Source organism: Collimonas antrihumi, from assembly GCF_018304965.1.
In the GTDB taxonomy this organism is placed as follows: domain Bacteria; phylum Pseudomonadota; class Gammaproteobacteria; order Burkholderiales; family Burkholderiaceae_D; genus Collimonas; species Collimonas antrihumi.
This window is the reverse complement of record NZ_JAGQED010000020.1, coordinates 1-16,259: the sequence shown is the minus strand read 5'-3', so window position 1 is coordinate 16,259 and position 16,259 is coordinate 1. Positions and strand designations below refer to the sequence as shown.

Here is a 16,259-nt window from a genome sequence, read left to right as displayed (position 1 = left end):
CTTCTCCTAGACGCAGGACTTGTTGGTCGGGTTCACGGAATTGCAGATGTGGACCTCGGTCATCAAGCCGCCAAAGTTTTCGGCATCGTTCGACAGGTGATCAAGATTCGGCGTGTAGAGATAGTAGACCGCACCCGCCGGATGATTGACGGTGTCGCTGGCGTCCAGGATGACGTCGATCGACTCGCCGCCGCCCACCGTGATCGAGTTGGTGTTGTAGGTCATGTCGTTACCTGACAAATCCCGCAGCAAGCGGGCGTTGATACCGATCACATGCATCGGGATGCCAAGCGACGCCAGTGTCTGGAACTCGGTAACGTCCAGGTCCGAGATCCTGAGCAAGGCCTTGCCGCCCACCGGGATGTTGATAATGGTTGGCAGCGGTTGCGAAAAATGCTGTGTGCCGTCCGACACTTCGGTGGACATCGGACCCGGGGTCACAGTGTCCGGATAGCTGCGTCCGTTCAACAGGAAGTGCTTGTCCTTCATGTCAGTAAACGCCTCTGGATTGAAAGTCATGCCGACGAAGTGGAAATTGGGATCGAAACCGTGGATCTGTACGGGATACTCGACGTCGTAGGCGGTCGAACCATCGCCGTCGTTGTAGGCGTACAGCGTTGGCGTACCGGCTTTGTTGTTGAGATGCGTGGTTGCATTAACCGGTGGCAGCGGCGACGAGCACAGGATGTCGTTACCGCACTTGGTCCGCAAATCGCTTTGCTGTGCCATCAGGCCCGCATACAGCGTGCCGCTGGAGACCCGATTCTGGCGCGGCCGGACGTAGATCTGGCCAACCATGCCCATCTGCAGATGTTCTGGCGGCGTGATGTGGCAATGAAAGAAATAGGTCCCTGCGTCCGGCGCCAGGTAGTAGTAAGTGAAACTGGCGCCGATATTGATGGCGACCGAAGCATCCGGCACGCCATCATAGAACGAGGAGGCATTCGGGTAACCGTGGAAATGCACCGTGTGTTTCTCGAACAGGTCGGGGCGCATGATCATGCCGACGTTGGTCAGGGTCAGGAAGAATTCGTCGTCCTCGTCGATCGCCATGGTCGGCGCCGGGATGTTACCGTTCATGACGCCGATATCCATGATCGGCCGTGGATCGACGTGGCCCGTGATTTGACCGGCGGGCACGGAATCCGGATCCGGGGAGAGGCCGACCGCGCCATTGGGATCAACGAGCGAGTTGAACACGGACACCGGTTCCGTTCCGGGCAGGCCGTTCTTGATGTCGGCAAGACCGGACAAGGGACCGAACGAGAACATATAGGTCTGATTGCCGTCACCCATAGTCGAGTAACCGTCGCCACCAGAAATTTGCTGGCACTTGATGGCCCCGCTGACCCCTGCCGTAACGACAGCAGGATGGAGCACGGTGCTGGTCGGGCATTGCACCCGGAACGACTGGGCGAATACCGGCGCTGCAAAAGTGACCAATAGCAGCATGTACAAGCTGCGGCTAAATAACTGTTTGCTGAACATATGACCTCCATCATGCTCCGTCAACGCTGTGCGCGCGGAGCGCCGTCATTTACTTCATCTGCCACCGTGGCCGCTGGTTACCGCTTCTTTGCCCATCCCAGCGCCATGACCTCATAAAGTCGACTGCATGCCGTTGGTCGTTCCACGCATCAATACCGCATGGAGCTGCCAGCGAACCTCTACCGTCGTGCCGCTGCCGGGAAAGGATTTGATCGAAAAAGAGCCACCGGTAGACTCCGCGCGTTCCCGCATGCTGCGTAGACCGATGCCCTGCTGACTAATGTGACCGCCCGCAAATTGCTTGGCGTCGAAGCCGACACCGTTATCGCGGATGCACAGGATAAGGTTGCCATGATCGTTCTGCATCGACACCGCGACCGTCGAGGCGCGCGCGTGCTTGGCGGCATTGTTCATCGCTTCCTGGATGATGCGAAATATTTCAGACTTGAGGTGTCCGGGAATTTCCGTCTCCGCAACGTTGAGATTGCGTTCCAGCTTTATGTTGTCGTACGCATCCTCGTATTTGCGGCAATGCCCTTCTACTGTCGGGATCAGACCCAAATCGTCAAGGGTGCTAGGCCGCAGCTCGCTGGACAGGCGCCTTACGTCATCCATCGCGTCACGCAGGCGCAGCACGGTCTCGTCGAGAATGTGTACTCCCTCTTGCACCTTGCCTTGCTTTAGCCTTCGCGATGCGTCTTCGACCATGAATTTGATCATCGCCAATACCTGCCCGATGCCGTCGTGCAGTTCCGACGAAACGCGTTTTAGCTCGACCTCGTGCGCAACAATCAAGCGATTGGCAAACTGTTGAAGCTCCAGCTCGGAGTGCTGTAGCGTGTGCGACGAAACCTGGCGCTTGGCTTTTTCGGTCAGCATCAACATCATCGAACTCGCCACGCCATCGACATGATCGATCGGAACCGGCACTACCAGCACAGCGCTCTTGCGACCGCTGCGACCATGTAAAACCAGATCGAATGGCTCAAAATTATTCGTCTTGGGACCTTGCAGGAGCAGATTGCTGAGAGCGCTGTCTCCCTCAACCACCAGGCGCATCAGCAAGGTGCCCAGTAGCTCCGGCACCTTAAAGCCGAGCATATCTGCGGCAGTATCGTTGATGCTGGAAATGGCGCCTTCGTTATCAATAACGATGGACGATATCCCAAACAGGTCCGTAAGCTCGCCGAATTGCGGCTCAGACAATTCAATCTCGGTGCGCATTTTTCGCATCACTCCAAGCACCTGCTGCAATTTCAACATAGCCGCTCCCCTTCCTGGCTCTTTTTATCCTGTCGTCCCGCCTGTTGATGACTGCGGAATTACCATCGAAGCCGCGGCGCAAGGAAGCGAGGATGGAATGTCGATTGGTGACTGTGACGAGGAAGGGCGGTTCGGATGTGGGCAAGCGACCGGGCATCGCCGGGAATTGCTGCGGCATCGCGGTTGCCGCAGCAATCCGGTGCAGCTATGCCGATCAGGGCGTCAGCCCGCCCAAAGCAAGGCGCGCGGCACAATGCAGCCACAGATAACCAAGACGCACTTATGTGACGGTAGGTCAGCATGCTACCTCTCCCTGTGGAATGCCTTGACGTTCGGACTTTTTATGGCATTCGCTCTCATTTACCACTTTGATCCATTTGGCGCCATCCGTCAGTGGATGAACACCCGCAGAATCTGGTAGGGTATGTCCGACTAAAATTTAGTTTAGTCGAACAATCATTACCTCGATATGAACTTGTAAAAAATATATCCGACGCTGCTATGCTCCGTATTTACAGCTACTGCTAAAACCGTGGCGAATGCGCCCAACCCTGCCTCTGGCTCGCGCCGCCCCTATTTGTAATGCGCCAGCACTTTTGGAACATATTTCTGCGTCTCGCTGTAATTGGGAATGTGATAGCCGGCTCGAATCACGGCTTGCTCGCCGGCGTTGTACCCGGCCAGCGCGAGCTCTACATCGCCTTGAAATAATTTAAGCAGCCACTGGACGTACTCGGCGCCGGCACGAACGTTTTCTCGTGGATTGAATGCGTCAGAGACGCCAAATCGGCGGGCGGTATCTGGCGTCAGCTGCATTAATCCGCGCGCGCCCTTTGCAGACAGAGCCCGCGGGTTATAGCCTGATTCGACCCTGATCATTGCATGCAGCAGATTAGGATCAAGGCCATGCAGACGGGCAGCTTCCTCCACCATTTCTTTGAAAGCCTTGGGAATTGCGGAAATCTTCTCGGCCGGTGCCATGACGGGATCAAATCCCGCTTTGTCTGCGCTTGAAGGCGCTATCAGCAGCGTCCTTGCTTCAGGGCTGCTGAAATTGGATAGGACGATGGTCCCCCCTGCACTCATGCCGCTATACACCTGGGCCCAGGCAAAGTCCGGCGCGACGAAAGTCACCGCTGCCGCGGCCCAGCACAACAGAAAAACAGATGATGGTATTTTATTTTTCATCTTTGCTCCCATAGCACAGATATAGGCCAAAACTCAGCGCAAAGAACTTGATGCAATCCCCTTATTCAGCATGGGTATTATTACCACTTTTATTGAAATAATTAATGAGAATCATTTCAATAAATTACATAATATTGCACCAAATTAAAATATCGGCCGTGATTCAATCACTCTTGACATCATTAATATTTTGAAAATATATTTAAACAAAACCAAATCATAAAATTGTCTATTGAAATAGAAATTTTATAATTCATAACCAACAATAATTAGTAATTAATTACTCGCATGAAATTGAAAATATTCAAATATTCCATAGTAATTACGTATTAAAACCTTCCGCAAAAAAAACTTCGCGTTATTCATCAAAATTAATTTGAACTAACTCCCTGTTTATTTTTCAAAAAATTTCGACACGTGCTTTCCCTCGTTTCGTGTCGGCAATTCCGCTCTTCAGTTTGTATATTCCTATACTCGGATTTTCAATGAATCCCCTGATAAACAGGTACTTGAGCGGGATATTTCACTATCTTGTAAAGGAGACCGAATGCCTCAATTCTTATTTGATGGAATTAACAACTATTCGCAATAATTTTAATTTTGCAATATTAATTACTCCGCCTTCCCGAGAAATTAGAAGGGTGCCACTTTATGATTTGTAAAAATTCGTAAAATAAAGAGGCAAATCTCGTTTTATTGTTTTCATGATTTAAATAAGGACTACCAATGGAATTATTCCGACTGAGTATCGTATATCTTCATCTCATCGCTTGCTGTGTAGCCATAGGCCTTGTTCTTACCAGCGACATTGCCATGGTTACGCAACTCATAAAAGGGAATACCGTAGAGAAACAAGAGGCAGCTCATCTGGACTCTCTTAAAAGGACGGTTTCCCTGGCACTCGTGGCGTTATGGGTAACCGGGATTGCAGTAGTTTGGCTTGACGTTTCCGTCAAAGGATTTGCCTACTATTTTTCCAATCCGAAAATGCAGGCCAAATTAACCATCGTGGCGTTGCTGACGCTGAATGGCTTCGTTCTCCACAGTGCGGTGATGCCGGCCATGGAAAAAGCGGGTTCGCTGCTGCAAATGCCATTCAACCAGCGCATGCTGGCAATTTTCGCGGGAGCTGTGTCGGCAGTATCCTGGTTTTACGCTGCCATGTTGGGCGTTGGTCGCCCGCTAGCCTGGAAATACTCGCTAGTGCAATTGCTGGCGGCCTATCCGGCATTGATTGTGAGTGGCTTTGCCGCGATGGTATCGATCACGGTTTGGAGCAAATACCGCAGCAACCTGGATTTCAGCCAGTTTATTGAAGCGCGCTCCAGAGAGATGAAGTAATTCACGTTCGTGCAGGACGCAAAGAAAATTTGCGCCCTGCGCATCCGTCCCGCCAGGCACGCGCGTGCCGCTGACGATCCGGGCACAACTTGAGCGAACAGATACTTAACCACAAAAGCAAAAAGCCCACCAGAAGGCGGGCTAGATACTTGTTTTTTTGGAGGCGGGGGTCGGAATCGAACCGGCGTAAACGGCTTTGCAGGCCCATTCAACCTTTTAAAATCAATAACTTATGCTACGACCACGATTTTGACCACGAAAACCAGCGTTTTACGTCGAATAGCAGGCCAGACTGTATCTCAAAGACCACAGAAAACAAATTGCAGTACAGTGTTTAGATTCAGCCAGAAGGTCGTGTGTGTATATCAACAATAATAACGTACCTTGGTGGTTCTGCATTGGTGGCTGTGACCTCCGTGCAAGAATTTTCATCAGAAAAAAGCTGCCAGCAGGGAAGTCACTCGTGCTCAAAATAATTGACAAGACCAATCTTGCCGGCGGCAGTTCGCCACCAATCCTGGGATCGTTATCGTTCTTGGATCCGGAGATTTCTGATTGGACATGCCTCCCTCACTATCTCTCGAATGATGCGGTCTGGCTGCGTTGGTCAGGTTTGCTGTCATAGTAGGATTCTTCCAAACCAGGTGGAGCTATGAGTAAAGCATTCCGAGAGACTGCGAGCGGTATCGCTATTGCTGTAGGCTTGCTGGTAGCCGGCTATTTCTTGGGGGCTTTCCTCAATCACCCGCCGACTAAAAACTCTGATTGGCCCGCATGGGTGCAGGCAATAGGTTCCATTGGAGCGATCTTTGTGGCCGTCGCTGTGTCCTACTATCAGTACACGACAACACGCCAACTTACTGCGACTAAGGAACAACAGGAAACTGAAGCCATGCTTCAAGGCCTGCGCGATGAGATCGACGTCATTCGAGAGGGTTTCCAGCTCAATGTCGGCGCCGAACTTGAAAAAAGTGCCGATGGTGAAATATTCAACCGTAGACGGTATCCCGCAGATCGGCCGTTTGTTGTATATGACGCATGCGCGGGTCAACTCGGAAAAATACCGGATGCGCAGCTGCGTAGAAATGTCATACGAACCTATACTCAAGCGCGAGGATTGTCGTTGTCCATCAGAACCAATACCCATCTTCTTGAAGAACTTATGTCGGCGAATATTCGCTGGAATTTTACAAAAACCGAGTTTGATAAAAGGGTGGTGGATGACCTTCGCACCAGCTTGATTGATTATGGCAGTAAGCTTCGACAAGGATATCAAGGCACTAGAGAGAGCATCGAAACGCTTAATAAGGCCGTTGACGAATTTCTGAATAAATCGCATGGACGATAACATCATGCCACCCCCACAATCTCATTCAGAGCATCCACCAACGCGATATTGAGTTCTGACATGGCGGCGTCACTGCCACCGTTGTCCGGATGGCAGTCAGATGCCAGTTTGCGAAAGCGGACAAGTAGTGTCTCGGCATCGACCGGCTCCCCGTGCGCGAATCCCATCACGTGGCGCCACGAGTCGCTCCCAGTTGTCCCCGGCAGGGCAGTAAAGCCGCTAAAGGCGCGTTCGAGGATCTGTGAGCCGCCATGCCGCTCAATGGCGCGCATAGCATCCAGCGTTGCCGCCACGGCCGCCAGGTTGTCCGCGACCTTGGTATAGATGTCGATCGGCATCACGCGGCGCTTGCCGTTCCATTCTTCCCAGTACACCGCTACGCCGGAATCATCCGGTTCGCGTTCACCCGAACGCGGCAGACCGTCCAGGCGCGTGCGCACGTTCGGAAAATAACGACATCGTTGCGCTGGATGCCCATATGTTCCAGCTCGGCCAGCACGCGACCTGTGGCTTCGGTAAACGTGACGTCCTGCAGACTGGTGTAGGATCGGCCGACCGATTGTTTCCGACCGCCGAATCTGCCATATTTCTGATCGGCTACCTCAGTGCGTGGCCAGCCTGTTGGTCATTGGAGTGGGTAGGCGGCGATCATGATAGGATTGCCAATTCATCACTAAAGGGGCTAACACCATGGAGCACGGAGACATTGCATATAAAGGCAAGGAAATTAAAGTTCAGTTTTTGCATCGGATCCCGCATGGTGGCATAGCGTGGTCCGTGACGATAGAAGGGGTGCTACGGCACAAACATCAAGAAATTGCAGCTAACAGCGAAGACCTGGCATATGCAGAAGCACTGCAGTTTGCCAAGGAGTTTATAGATCAGTCCGAGAAAAATAGAAGCGCACTCTAGGAGACAGCAATGTCCCAAAATTTCGAACACAATGGCGCTCACTATTCCGTGGATGTAACTGAGGCAAAGCGCGACGAATGGACTTGGTGGTATCGGCTTGCTGATGGACGCACTGGTAGCATTGGCGACCGGCCACTCAGAACTGAGGCGCTCGCTATTGATGAAGCCAAAAACGCGGCCGAATTTCGTATTGACGGAAAATAACATCACGCAATGTACTGCGTTTTGTCTTTCTTCGACAAACCCAACTTAACCCCTAATATTTGGATGTTAAGACGCTCACTCACGATTAATCTGGGTCGGAGTACGATCTTCGACAAACGCACATTTACCACCCATATTTGGTATTTTTTTGGGAAGAGCGTTACTAGGCTAACGAAGCCGTTTCCCGCAAAAAGCCATGCACATTGACACTCCAAGGCCAAGCAAACAGGAACACTTCGATTACCTGAGCTGCGATACCGTGGACGATGCAATCCGATCATTGGCGCGTGCGTATGCCATTGATGACCGAGAAGTTTATCAGGTCTATCTGCGCATTCCGGCGACGTTGACCATCAGCACCGGCGGTCGTTGACTGGTTCAACTATGATTCGCTGGCATTGACCATGTGTACCAGGGACCTGCGGTGCCCATATACTGTCAGTCGGTCAGGGACGGATGAAATTCGCCAGACAGCTATTCCCTTCTTCGAGGTGACGCCTGACAAATCGCTGCTAATAAACTTGCCGAATAGCGCGCTCGATCTGTTCCTTTTTGTCTTCCAGCTCGGAAAGGATCTCGCTCACTTTTTGATCCGATATCCGGAAGTCCGGTCCAGAAACACAGAGTGACCCAAAAATCTTTCCGTCACTGTCGAAGACAGGAACGGCGATGCCGAATACATGTTCAGCATACTCGCCAACTGAGTAATTCCACCCTTTAGCTTTGATGGCGGCTAGATCATTGCTTAACGCCTTCGCATCGGTAATGGTCCACTCGGTAAAGCGTTTTACCCCCTGAAGAACTATACGCCCCTGATCTTCTTCGCTCAGGAAAGCCATGATCACCTTGGCGAATGCGCCCGCATGCAAAGGGACACGCGTGCCAACGTTGATGGCGTGCTTGATGCTCTGTGGAGACTCTGCGATTTCCACGAAAACGGCTTCGAGTCCGTCAAGCACTGTAAGAAAAACCGTTTCGCCGGTTTGTGTTGCGATCTGACGCATCACCGGCGAAATCAACTCCGACAGATGCAATCCTTCGCGCACAATCTGTGCATATTCGAAGAACACCATCCCAAGAGCGTAGCGCCGGGAATTGCCGCGCTGCGTTAAAAATCCGTGTTGAACCATCGTGACCAGCATCCGCTGGACAACCGATGGACTCATACTGGAGGCCTTTGCTAGCTCACGCACGCCCCATGTACGATGCTCACTGTCAAAATAGCGAAGCAATGCCAAGGCGCTATCAAGCGTTTTAAGCGTTATCGCGTTATCAGATGCCACACCAGATTCTGTACCCATATTCGGAACGACGTGCCTATAAATGGAACATACTATCTGCTTACCTCCAACGATGTCAACGATACGCTTTGACTATGCCGCGCTAACCATCTTTTGGGATCGACCACTTGTTCCCCATATTCACTGAGTGACTGGAAGATGCTCAACGTGGTCGTGTCCCATATGCGCCTCTTTAATTGCAACTGTCAAAACCGATGGCGCACACCTAGCATGGCCGATGTCTGTGAATTATTGCCGTTCAGCTTCTGCCCGGTTCCCCCAACATAATTGAAGGTGCTGTTAGCGAACATGCCGGACCAATCCCCGGAGACGCGATCATAGGCGAGAGCCAGATACACGTCAGTACGTTTGCTAAACGCATAATCCGCAACAGCATAAGTGGTCCAGCGCGTACCTGAGAAATTCTGCGCGCTGGTTCGGTTTCCCATTGCCGCAGCGGTCAGCAAGACAGCAGGGGAAACTGCATACGTCGCACCTGCTGCCACAAAATCATCTTTCCGGCTAGATGCGAATACTGAATTGATGGCTGCGGCAGAACTACTGGTGACTGGCGTCGACATACTCGTAATTGAGGAAGTATCGATACCGCCATTAGTCGAGTCGAATCCCGCGTCGCGGTCGCTGTGAATATAATTGAGGAAGAGATTGGCATTGCCAAGCGACGATTTCAATCCCGTCATGTAGATACGGGCAGCTCGACTCTGCGAATCATGCGTTTGCTGAAGATCACCGATAGCGACAATCGGCCCCGCGTCATATTTCATCCCAACAGACATAGAGGACCGTTGGCTTCCATGACCGGCAACTTCCCCAAAAGCATATTCGGCAATCACGTTTAGCCGGCCGAAATTCCCTGTGTACGACAAGGCATTGTCGTAGCGCTGGCCGGTCAGATAGACAAACCATGAATTCGATGGTGCAGCGCCGACACCTAGCGGATCGACATAATAGGCCATCGTGTTCGCGGTTGTATACTGCCGTCCCAACGCCAGCTCGCCGTACTTGTTGCCTACTTTCACAAACGCTTGACGGCCAAACAATTGCTTTTGCTGATCAAGACCACCAGTGTCGACTACAAAGCCGTTTTCCAACACAAAACCCGCCTTCAGGTCACCGCCAAGTGCTTCCTCGCCTTTGAAGCCGAGGCGACTACCTGACAGAAAACCTTCACCGCCTTGCTGAAGTCCGACCACGCTATTGCCAGCCCGATTTGCGTTAGTTTGATACGTGACCGCGGAGTCGATCACACCATACAGTGTGACGCTGGATTGTTGTTGAGCCGAAGCGGCTAACGGCGCAAAGGACATGCCAATTGCGGTCAGCGCAAGCAATTTTCGTTTCATTTGATCCTCATTAAAGTAAGTTTTATCGGGAAATGCATTTCCGATTGTCATTCTGGTTTGCATGCACTCACGCCGGATTACCATTGGTTTGAAGAACCGTCATGGAACCGTACATCTTCTGCATCTGCGCGAACTCGGTGGCCGAATGAAATTCACACCGCCCCCACGTAAATTGCTTAGCCACTTCAACGCCGAACTTGGCGGCAGCCGCGATATCGAGTTCCTGACTGGCGCCGCTGTCGCTGCCGGCTACCACTGCTTGCGCGATCAGCGCCACACCGACTACCGGCGCAGTAGTTGCGACGCAGGGTTGCATGATGCTGTTGAAATGATAGAGGCCGTTATCGTACGGGGTGATGTCTTGCATCGTGATCGGGAAGGTCACTGCAGGCTGGCCTGAAGCCGCTTCCATCAGTGATACCAAATCATTACTGACACGTAAGATGTAACCTTCTTTGATGGTCGGCGAGATCGCATAGCCACGCTGTTTGACGATGCGATTGCCGCGGCTAGTATCGAACGACAGGATCGCATCCATCGCGGGATCGACCTGATAATGGTTCATCAGCTCTGAAGAAACCGGCATCCCCATGAAATCGACCGGCTTACGTGGTGTGATCGATGCGTCAAGCGACAGATGCGTGGTCACCAGCACATCGCCTTCGATAGCGTCGCCCTTTGCCGTCATCTGGGCTAACTTCAGTGCACAGACAAGCGCGGTCAACACACCGTCGGCGTCAGATACCAGGCCGATCCGGTTGGGTCGCGCACCGATCGCGCCGCAACGACCGATGATACCGATGGTCGGCGCAGTGCCGCCGGCGGTAGCGCCGTTGCGACCCGGGATGAGGATCCGGATGAAATCAGTCGTCCCGTTCGCATCGCCCTCATTGGTTACCGTGGTCACGGTGACCTTTACACCTTGCGCGACGAACCGGGCAAACATTTCCTTGATTGCATTGCCGTCGACGGTCGCGCTATCAAGGAGTTCGTATATATCCAGTGTTTGTTTCATTGTCATTTGATTTCTCTTACTTTCAGCTCACAACTCAATTTAGTGTGGCAGTCATCGTTAATCGCTCTGGCGATCCTTACCTGGCCATCAAAAAGGAAATATCGCCAGCGTTGATTTCCCGCGGCTCGGCACCCTCTTTGAACAGAATCGCCGGCTTGGGGCCGCATAACGTCGCCTGCTGGCCGTTAATCTCCAGCCAGTCACCTTCAGGCAGGCCGAGTACCGGCATATCCGGATTGATCCGCGTAAATTCTGCGATACGCTGCGAGCGCGTTTCACCTTGATGGCCTGCGGGCAGTTCGTTGTTGTAATGCGCGTTGATCTGAAACGGCACCAGATTCAGTGCATCAAAACCTTTTGGATCGATGATCGGCATGTCGTTGGTGGTGCGTATCGTCGGACAAGCCAGGTTGGAGCCGGCGCTCCAGCCGATGTATGGCGTATCGGCAGCGACCTTGGCCTGGATCGCTTCGAGCAACCCGTTCTGACGCACAAGTTGCAGCAGACGCCAGGTATTGCCGCCGCCGCCCAGGATCAGGTCGGCACCCTGTATGGCAGCTATCGGATCATCGGACTGGTGCACACCGTCGACATGGATGCCAACTGGCGCCAATGCCTGCCGGACGTTGTTCAAGTAGTCGTCCCAGCTAATTGTCACGCCCGCGTAGGGAATAAAGACTGCGCGTTTGCGCTGTTCGCTGATTTTTTCAAATGCGCCTAGCGCGTGCTGCAAATAGGTACCGTCAGGGTTGCGCGAATTCGAAAGTAGTAATAGTTTCATGGTCGTAGTTTCCGGTGAAAATGGTGTGGCAAGATGTAAGTAAGAAGCACTAACGATGCATTTATCTGTGACTCAGAGCAGTTCTCTAATCAACGCGATGGCACTGTCAATTTCCGCTTCGGTATTGAAGTAATGGGGCGAGATGCGTGCCATTTTGTTGATCTGGTGACGGTTCATGATCGGCGTTGCCATGAAATGTCCGGCTTCGATGATGACGCCGTGGGCATCCAGATGCTGAACAATCTTGTCGGCATCAACACCGTCTATATTGAACGGGATAATCAGCATGCGATCCTGAATTGACTCAGGGCCGTAAATTTGCGCGCCAGGAATGCTCAGCAATCGCTCGATCGTGTAAGCAGTCAGTTGCGCCACACGACGGGCAATGTTGTCGACACCAATCTGATTGGCATAGTCGATCGCTGCACCCAGACCGATGACTGACGGCACAATCGGGCAGCCTGCCTCAAAACGTTTGCCTGTTAGCGGCAACGCAAACGTATTTTGCTCCGGATCGAAGCTGCTGTTCCACCACCCTACCAGTGCCGGAGTAAGCGTCGGAATCAGTGCGGCGCGGACATACAGGACGCCCGTCCCTTCCGGCCCACGCAGTGCCTTGCGACCGCATGCCACCAGGAAATCGCAACGCAGTTCACGTACATCGATCGGGATCAGGCCCAAGCTTTGTGCGGCGTTGATCAAGGTCATGATGCCGCGTTCCTGCGCCAGCTTGCACACGGCGGCGATCGGCTGCACGGCGCCGGTCGCATTCGGCAAATGGGTGATCGAGATCAGCCGGGTACGGGGAGTAATCAGGGCTGCCAATGCCTCCAGGTCGAGCAAGCCTTGCGCGTTGGAGACCACCGTGCGGACCAGGATCCGACCCGCTTGCTGCAGTAACAGCCACGGCGTGAGGTTGCTCAGCATTTCGAAATCAGTGATGATGACTTCGTCGCCCTCCTGCCAGTCGATGCCTTGCGCAACCAGACTGATGCCTTCCGATCCATTCTTGTTGAATGCAATTTCCTCTGTCGTCGCACCGATGAAAGCGGCGGTAGAAGCGCGGATCGTTTCCAGTTTTGCGTAGGTTTCGCGTCGAAACGATGGCAGATAGGGGCCAACCGTGGCGGTACGTTCCAGATAGCCGGTCACGGCTTTTAACACTTGGCGCGGCATCACTGAAGCGGCAGCGTTGTCAAGGTAGACAATGCCGGAATCAAGGCAAAGATCTTCCCTGATGGTATCGAGGTTCATGCTACGTTACTCCAGATAAGGTTGTGCAAGCACAATCACCACAAACTGAATGCGGTGACTGTGATGGCCGAATTACTTGCTAATGAAGTTGCCGCTAAAGATCGGCTTGAAGAAGCTGAAGAGCGCATCGCCGGCAATGAATCCGGCAGCCATGGTGCTGCAGGCAGTCTGGCCGGCTTCCTTGTATTTGCGGACGATGAAGAAACGCACCAGCAATCCGGCCAACACCGCCCAGCCAGCGGCGGGGGCATTAATCAACAAGCCGGTTGCCATCAGTACGCCAAGTTGGCGCTTTGTCCCGCCGATCCATTGAAGCAGAGCGCCTGGAATAGCCCAAATCAGGAGATTCATGGCGATATCTTTCGAGACCCCTGCTGCAATCGTCGCTGCATACACCTTGTCGACCGGTGGGAACAGATTGCGCGCGAAAAAATTGTCATGGACAAGCCAGACGCATGTGGCCGAAACGGCGAAGCCAATCATCCCGGCAATCAGTTGTTGACGTCGTCCTTCCAGTTCCAACTCGCGATCCTTACCCTCGCCGCGCAGAATGTAGCCGGTCTTCAGGTCATAACCCATGTCGGCAAAGGCCGGTCCGGTTGACGCACTCAATCCAACCAAAATGGCCAGGGCTGTGGGCGGAAAGCCCACCAGGATACCGACGACCAGGGTGATGAGCGCAACAGCAAAAGCAGGAAACCAGCCGGAGTGCATCGCCGCGATACCAACAATCAATTCGTGGATGTAGGCTGCAAATGCTGCAAACAGCAGAAATCCCAAAAGCATCGGCAGTGTCATGTGAGTGGTGAGTCCGGCGAGCAAGGCGGCTATGAGCGCCACCAACAGATACGCGACAAACCCCTGGCCCAACACATTGACGAATCTGCGATCGGAGACAGTAAACGACTCTTCTGCGGCCGCATTCTTGCTCCTGCTTTTCAGTACCAATACTGTTACCTGCACCAAGGCCACTATTCCCGCGCCGATCATGAAACCATGCGGGATAAACAGCTTATTGATATCCACCCCGAGCAAAGGCGTAGCGTAGCCACGGGATAAGAGGCCGACTCCAAACATCGTCAGCGCCCACATGTTGCCAATGAAAGCCACGCCTAGCGCCGACATCGGTATCCCAGCCATGGATCCCAGTACGCCGCCCAACACACCCAAGCCAAGCATCATTGCTTTTTTGCCGCCCTGGTCGCCGGCAATGATCGATTCTGCTGTCGCGACGCCGGCTGGCCAGGTTCCGCTGGCTGGAAAGACCTTCGAATCAAACATTCGATAAAGCATCAGGCCATCCACGAACATCGCTAGCGTCGCGCCGATCAGCATCGGCATGATCAATTCCGGACGCCCCATCGCAAATGGAACGCCGATCGGGATGAACAAGCTGTTCGCAGCACCGAAAGTGGCGGAGGAAATGGCCGTTTGAACGAGATTCTGGCGATGCACCGACCGAAACCGCTTGAGTAGCGAGACGGGAATACGAGAAATGACGATGGCGATCAATGCACCAATGATCGAGGTGTTGGCAGAGATTCCCAGCGTAACAATCAACTGGATCCCGACAACCGAGCCAATGATGGATACAACGATAAGAACCACGAGCATCAAAGGCTCGAGCACGCGCGGGTGCGCTTGCGTGACTGAAGACATCGGTGCGACCGGCGTCTGACGAACTGAAGACATGACTTCTCCTAATTATTTGATAATCCCGGTCTCTGTGTACCGATATGAGGAACAACGTTCCTGAATAAGGGACATCTTATACTCACCTCCGAATTTGTCAACGAGAATTTTTATGGCCAAGAAAATATGATCTTTTAGGCAATTAGCAATCATGTATTCGCATACCGCGCCAAAACGGTTGCGCGATAAACGAGGATGTTGGAGATAAGCGACGGATGTCTATCAGGCGCAAAACACGGAGATCGTCCGTGTGCCTGGTGGCTTGGATGCGACACGAAACGTAAAGCAAAGTTGGGTCGCGGGCTTGTTGTGGGACGTCTAGTTGTTAATGGGGTAAATCGCTATGGCGACATCATCAAAAAAAAAAGATGACTTTGCTGACGAAACGACCGGATTATCTTCACTGACGCAATCTGCGAGCTGGTCTGGTAGCAGGATGCTCTGCGTGCGATCCGTTCCTTGGACAGTAAGCGTCTTCCCAGTAACGTCTGTACGACGTGATCCGATGTCCGCATGATTGAATTGGGTGCGAAATGAATTGTGCCCACAAATTCATGTACTGCACCACTTTCGTTGGTCTGTCCTGTCATTGTTGCTCCCCGCGTTGGTATCAGTGGATACTGGTTGCACAGCGACGACGCTACGAAGCAGACGGAATTCTCGGACGCTTACTATGACTCAGGTTAGAATCAGAGCACCGTCTCGAGTCGGTGACATTTCGCCCATTACACTGTAGGAGAACGGCACGGCGAAGATGTCGATGACGGGCCACAAAGCCATCAAAAATTGAATCCGGGAGAGCGAAGGTGTTTAGTGTGTCGGGATGCCGACGTCGCGAATCATCGAAGACTTCAGTAAGAGCCGGGCTGTTCCGATAAGAAGCGAACGTCCGAGAGACATCAGTCCCGCAGCGGACCATATGTTGGAAAATTATTGCAGGCAGGCCACCAAGGACGGTCCTGCCTGGATCCCGTCCCGGTATTACATGAGGCCGGGGGGAAAGGACCTGTCAGGAATTCTGTGTGCGGGATCAGAATTTCATAGTTAGTCAATTGCGTTGGTAAAGCGTTCGCCGAACATGATGGCGAATTGGTTGGCTGCCAGCTTCCATGTTCGCTGTGGCATCTTC

Annotated in this window: 15 protein-coding genes; 5 read left to right on the top strand and 10 right to left on the bottom strand. The window is 52.7% G+C overall.

Features of this window, described 5'->3' with window-relative positions:
* Nucleotides 1-6 precede the first annotated feature (6 nt).
* From KHU29_RS15825 to KHU29_RS15815, 3 genes are all read right to left on the bottom strand, one after another.
* Nucleotides 7-1,488: a multicopper oxidase domain-containing protein gene (locus KHU29_RS15825; protein WP_211453728.1), complete on the bottom strand. Its 1,482-nt coding sequence runs from the start codon at nt 1,486-1,488 to the stop codon at nt 7-9.
* 111 nt (nt 1,489-1,599) lie between these two features.
* Nucleotides 1,600-2,751, bottom strand: coding sequence for a sensor histidine kinase (locus KHU29_RS15820; RefSeq protein ID WP_211453727.1), 1,152 nt, complete (start codon nt 2,749-2,751; stop codon nt 1,600-1,602).
* A 573-nt stretch (nt 2,752-3,324) separates the two neighbouring features.
* Nucleotides 3,325-3,951: a lytic transglycosylase domain-containing protein gene (locus KHU29_RS15815; protein WP_211453726.1), complete on the bottom strand. Its 627-nt coding sequence runs from the start codon at nt 3,949-3,951 to the stop codon at nt 3,325-3,327.
* A 714-nt stretch (nt 3,952-4,665) separates the two neighbouring features.
* Between KHU29_RS15815 and KHU29_RS15810 the strand changes: the two genes are divergently transcribed.
* Both KHU29_RS15810 and KHU29_RS15805 read left to right on the top strand, forming a co-directional pair.
* A complete protein-coding gene (locus KHU29_RS15810) occupies nt 4,666-5,280 on the top strand; it encodes a hypothetical protein (RefSeq protein WP_211453725.1) in 615 nt (204 codons plus the stop codon).
* A gap of 652 nt (nt 5,281-5,932) precedes the next feature.
* A complete protein-coding gene (locus KHU29_RS15805) occupies nt 5,933-6,628 on the top strand; it encodes a hypothetical protein (protein WP_211453724.1) in 696 nt (231 codons plus the stop codon).
* A 2-nt stretch (nt 6,629-6,630) separates the two neighbouring features.
* Here KHU29_RS15805 and KHU29_RS15800 read toward each other — a convergent pair whose 3' ends face one another.
* Entirely contained in the window at nt 6,631-7,068 is a 438-nt protein-coding gene (locus KHU29_RS15800) for a hypothetical protein (protein ID WP_211453723.1), read from the bottom strand.
* A 250-nt stretch (nt 7,069-7,318) separates the two neighbouring features.
* Between KHU29_RS15800 and KHU29_RS15795 the strand changes: the two genes are divergently transcribed.
* From KHU29_RS15795 to KHU29_RS15785, 3 genes are all read left to right on the top strand, one after another.
* Nucleotides 7,319-7,540 (top strand): hypothetical protein, encoded by a 222-nt coding sequence (locus KHU29_RS15795; RefSeq protein ID WP_211453722.1) that lies wholly within the window; start codon nt 7,319-7,321, stop codon nt 7,538-7,540.
* 9 nt (nt 7,541-7,549) lie between these two features.
* On the top strand, nt 7,550-7,744 hold the full coding sequence (locus KHU29_RS15790; RefSeq protein WP_211453721.1) for a hypothetical protein: 195 nt from the start codon (nt 7,550-7,552) through the stop codon (nt 7,742-7,744).
* Nucleotides 7,745-7,940: 196 nt separating this feature from the next.
* Nucleotides 7,941-8,117, top strand: a complete 177-nt coding sequence (locus KHU29_RS15785; RefSeq protein ID WP_211453720.1) for a hypothetical protein — start codon at nt 7,941-7,943, stop codon at nt 8,115-8,117.
* 139 nt (nt 8,118-8,256) lie between these two features.
* On the opposite strand, the gene KHU29_RS15780 is transcribed toward KHU29_RS15785, so the two are convergent.
* The 6 genes from KHU29_RS15780 to KHU29_RS15755 form a co-directional block, all read right to left on the bottom strand.
* Nucleotides 8,257-9,045: an IclR family transcriptional regulator gene (locus KHU29_RS15780; RefSeq protein WP_211453719.1), complete on the bottom strand. Its 789-nt coding sequence runs from the start codon at nt 9,043-9,045 to the stop codon at nt 8,257-8,259.
* A 185-nt stretch (nt 9,046-9,230) separates the two neighbouring features.
* Entirely contained in the window at nt 9,231-10,388 is a 1,158-nt protein-coding gene (locus KHU29_RS15775; RefSeq protein WP_211453785.1) for a porin, read from the bottom strand.
* 67 nt (nt 10,389-10,455) lie between these two features.
* A complete protein-coding gene (locus KHU29_RS15770) occupies nt 10,456-11,409 on the bottom strand; it encodes a DUF1177 domain-containing protein (RefSeq protein ID WP_211453718.1) in 954 nt (317 codons plus the stop codon).
* A gap of 70 nt (nt 11,410-11,479) precedes the next feature.
* Nucleotides 11,480-12,184 carry a dipeptidase PepE gene (gene pepE, locus KHU29_RS15765; RefSeq protein ID WP_211453717.1) on the bottom strand — a complete coding sequence of 235 codons (705 nt, stop codon included), beginning with the start codon at nt 12,182-12,184 and terminating at the stop codon, nt 11,480-11,482.
* A 72-nt stretch (nt 12,185-12,256) separates the two neighbouring features.
* Entirely contained in the window at nt 12,257-13,438 is a 1,182-nt protein-coding gene (locus tag KHU29_RS15760) for an aminotransferase class V-fold PLP-dependent enzyme (protein ID WP_211453716.1), read from the bottom strand.
* A gap of 72 nt (nt 13,439-13,510) precedes the next feature.
* Entirely contained in the window at nt 13,511-15,097 is a 1,587-nt protein-coding gene (locus tag KHU29_RS15755; RefSeq protein ID WP_211453715.1) for an OPT/YSL family transporter, read from the bottom strand.
* Between the last annotated feature and the right edge of the window lie 1,162 nt (nt 15,098-16,259).

Excerpts from the sequence above, each read along its gene's own strand:
- KHU29_RS15825 (WP_211453728.1), bottom strand. The coding sequence starts at position 1,488 with ATGTTCAGCAAACAGTTATTTAGCCGCAGCTTGTACATGCTGCTATTG.
- KHU29_RS15820 (WP_211453727.1), bottom strand. The coding sequence starts at position 2,751 with ATGTTGAAATTGCAGCAGGTGCTTGGAGTGATGCGAAAAATGCGCACC.
- KHU29_RS15815 (WP_211453726.1), bottom strand. The coding sequence starts at position 3,951 with ATGGGAGCAAAGATGAAAAATAAAATACCATCATCTGTTTTTCTGTTG.
- KHU29_RS15810 (WP_211453725.1), top strand. The coding sequence starts at position 4,666 with ATGGAATTATTCCGACTGAGTATCGTATATCTTCATCTCATCGCTTGC.
- KHU29_RS15805 (WP_211453724.1), top strand. The coding sequence starts at position 5,933 with ATGAGTAAAGCATTCCGAGAGACTGCGAGCGGTATCGCTATTGCTGTA.
- KHU29_RS15795 (WP_211453722.1), top strand. The coding sequence starts at position 7,319 with ATGGAGCACGGAGACATTGCATATAAAGGCAAGGAAATTAAAGTTCAG.
- KHU29_RS15790 (WP_211453721.1), top strand. The coding sequence starts at position 7,550 with ATGTCCCAAAATTTCGAACACAATGGCGCTCACTATTCCGTGGATGTA.
- KHU29_RS15785 (WP_211453720.1), top strand. The coding sequence starts at position 7,941 with ATGCACATTGACACTCCAAGGCCAAGCAAACAGGAACACTTCGATTAC.
- KHU29_RS15780 (WP_211453719.1), bottom strand. The coding sequence starts at position 9,045 with ATGGGTACAGAATCTGGTGTGGCATCTGATAACGCGATAACGCTTAAA.
- KHU29_RS15775 (WP_211453785.1), bottom strand. The coding sequence starts at position 10,388 with ATGAAACGAAAATTGCTTGCGCTGACCGCAATTGGCATGTCCTTTGCG.
- KHU29_RS15770 (WP_211453718.1), bottom strand. The coding sequence starts at position 11,409 with ATGACAATGAAACAAACACTGGATATATACGAACTCCTTGATAGCGCG.
- pepE (WP_211453717.1), bottom strand. The coding sequence starts at position 12,184 with ATGAAACTATTACTACTTTCGAATTCGCGCAACCCTGACGGTACCTAT.
- KHU29_RS15760 (WP_211453716.1), bottom strand. The coding sequence starts at position 13,438 with ATGAACCTCGATACCATCAGGGAAGATCTTTGCCTTGATTCCGGCATT.
- KHU29_RS15755 (WP_211453715.1), bottom strand. The coding sequence starts at position 15,097 with ATGTCTTCAGTCACGCAAGCGCACCCGCGCGTGCTCGAGCCTTTGATG.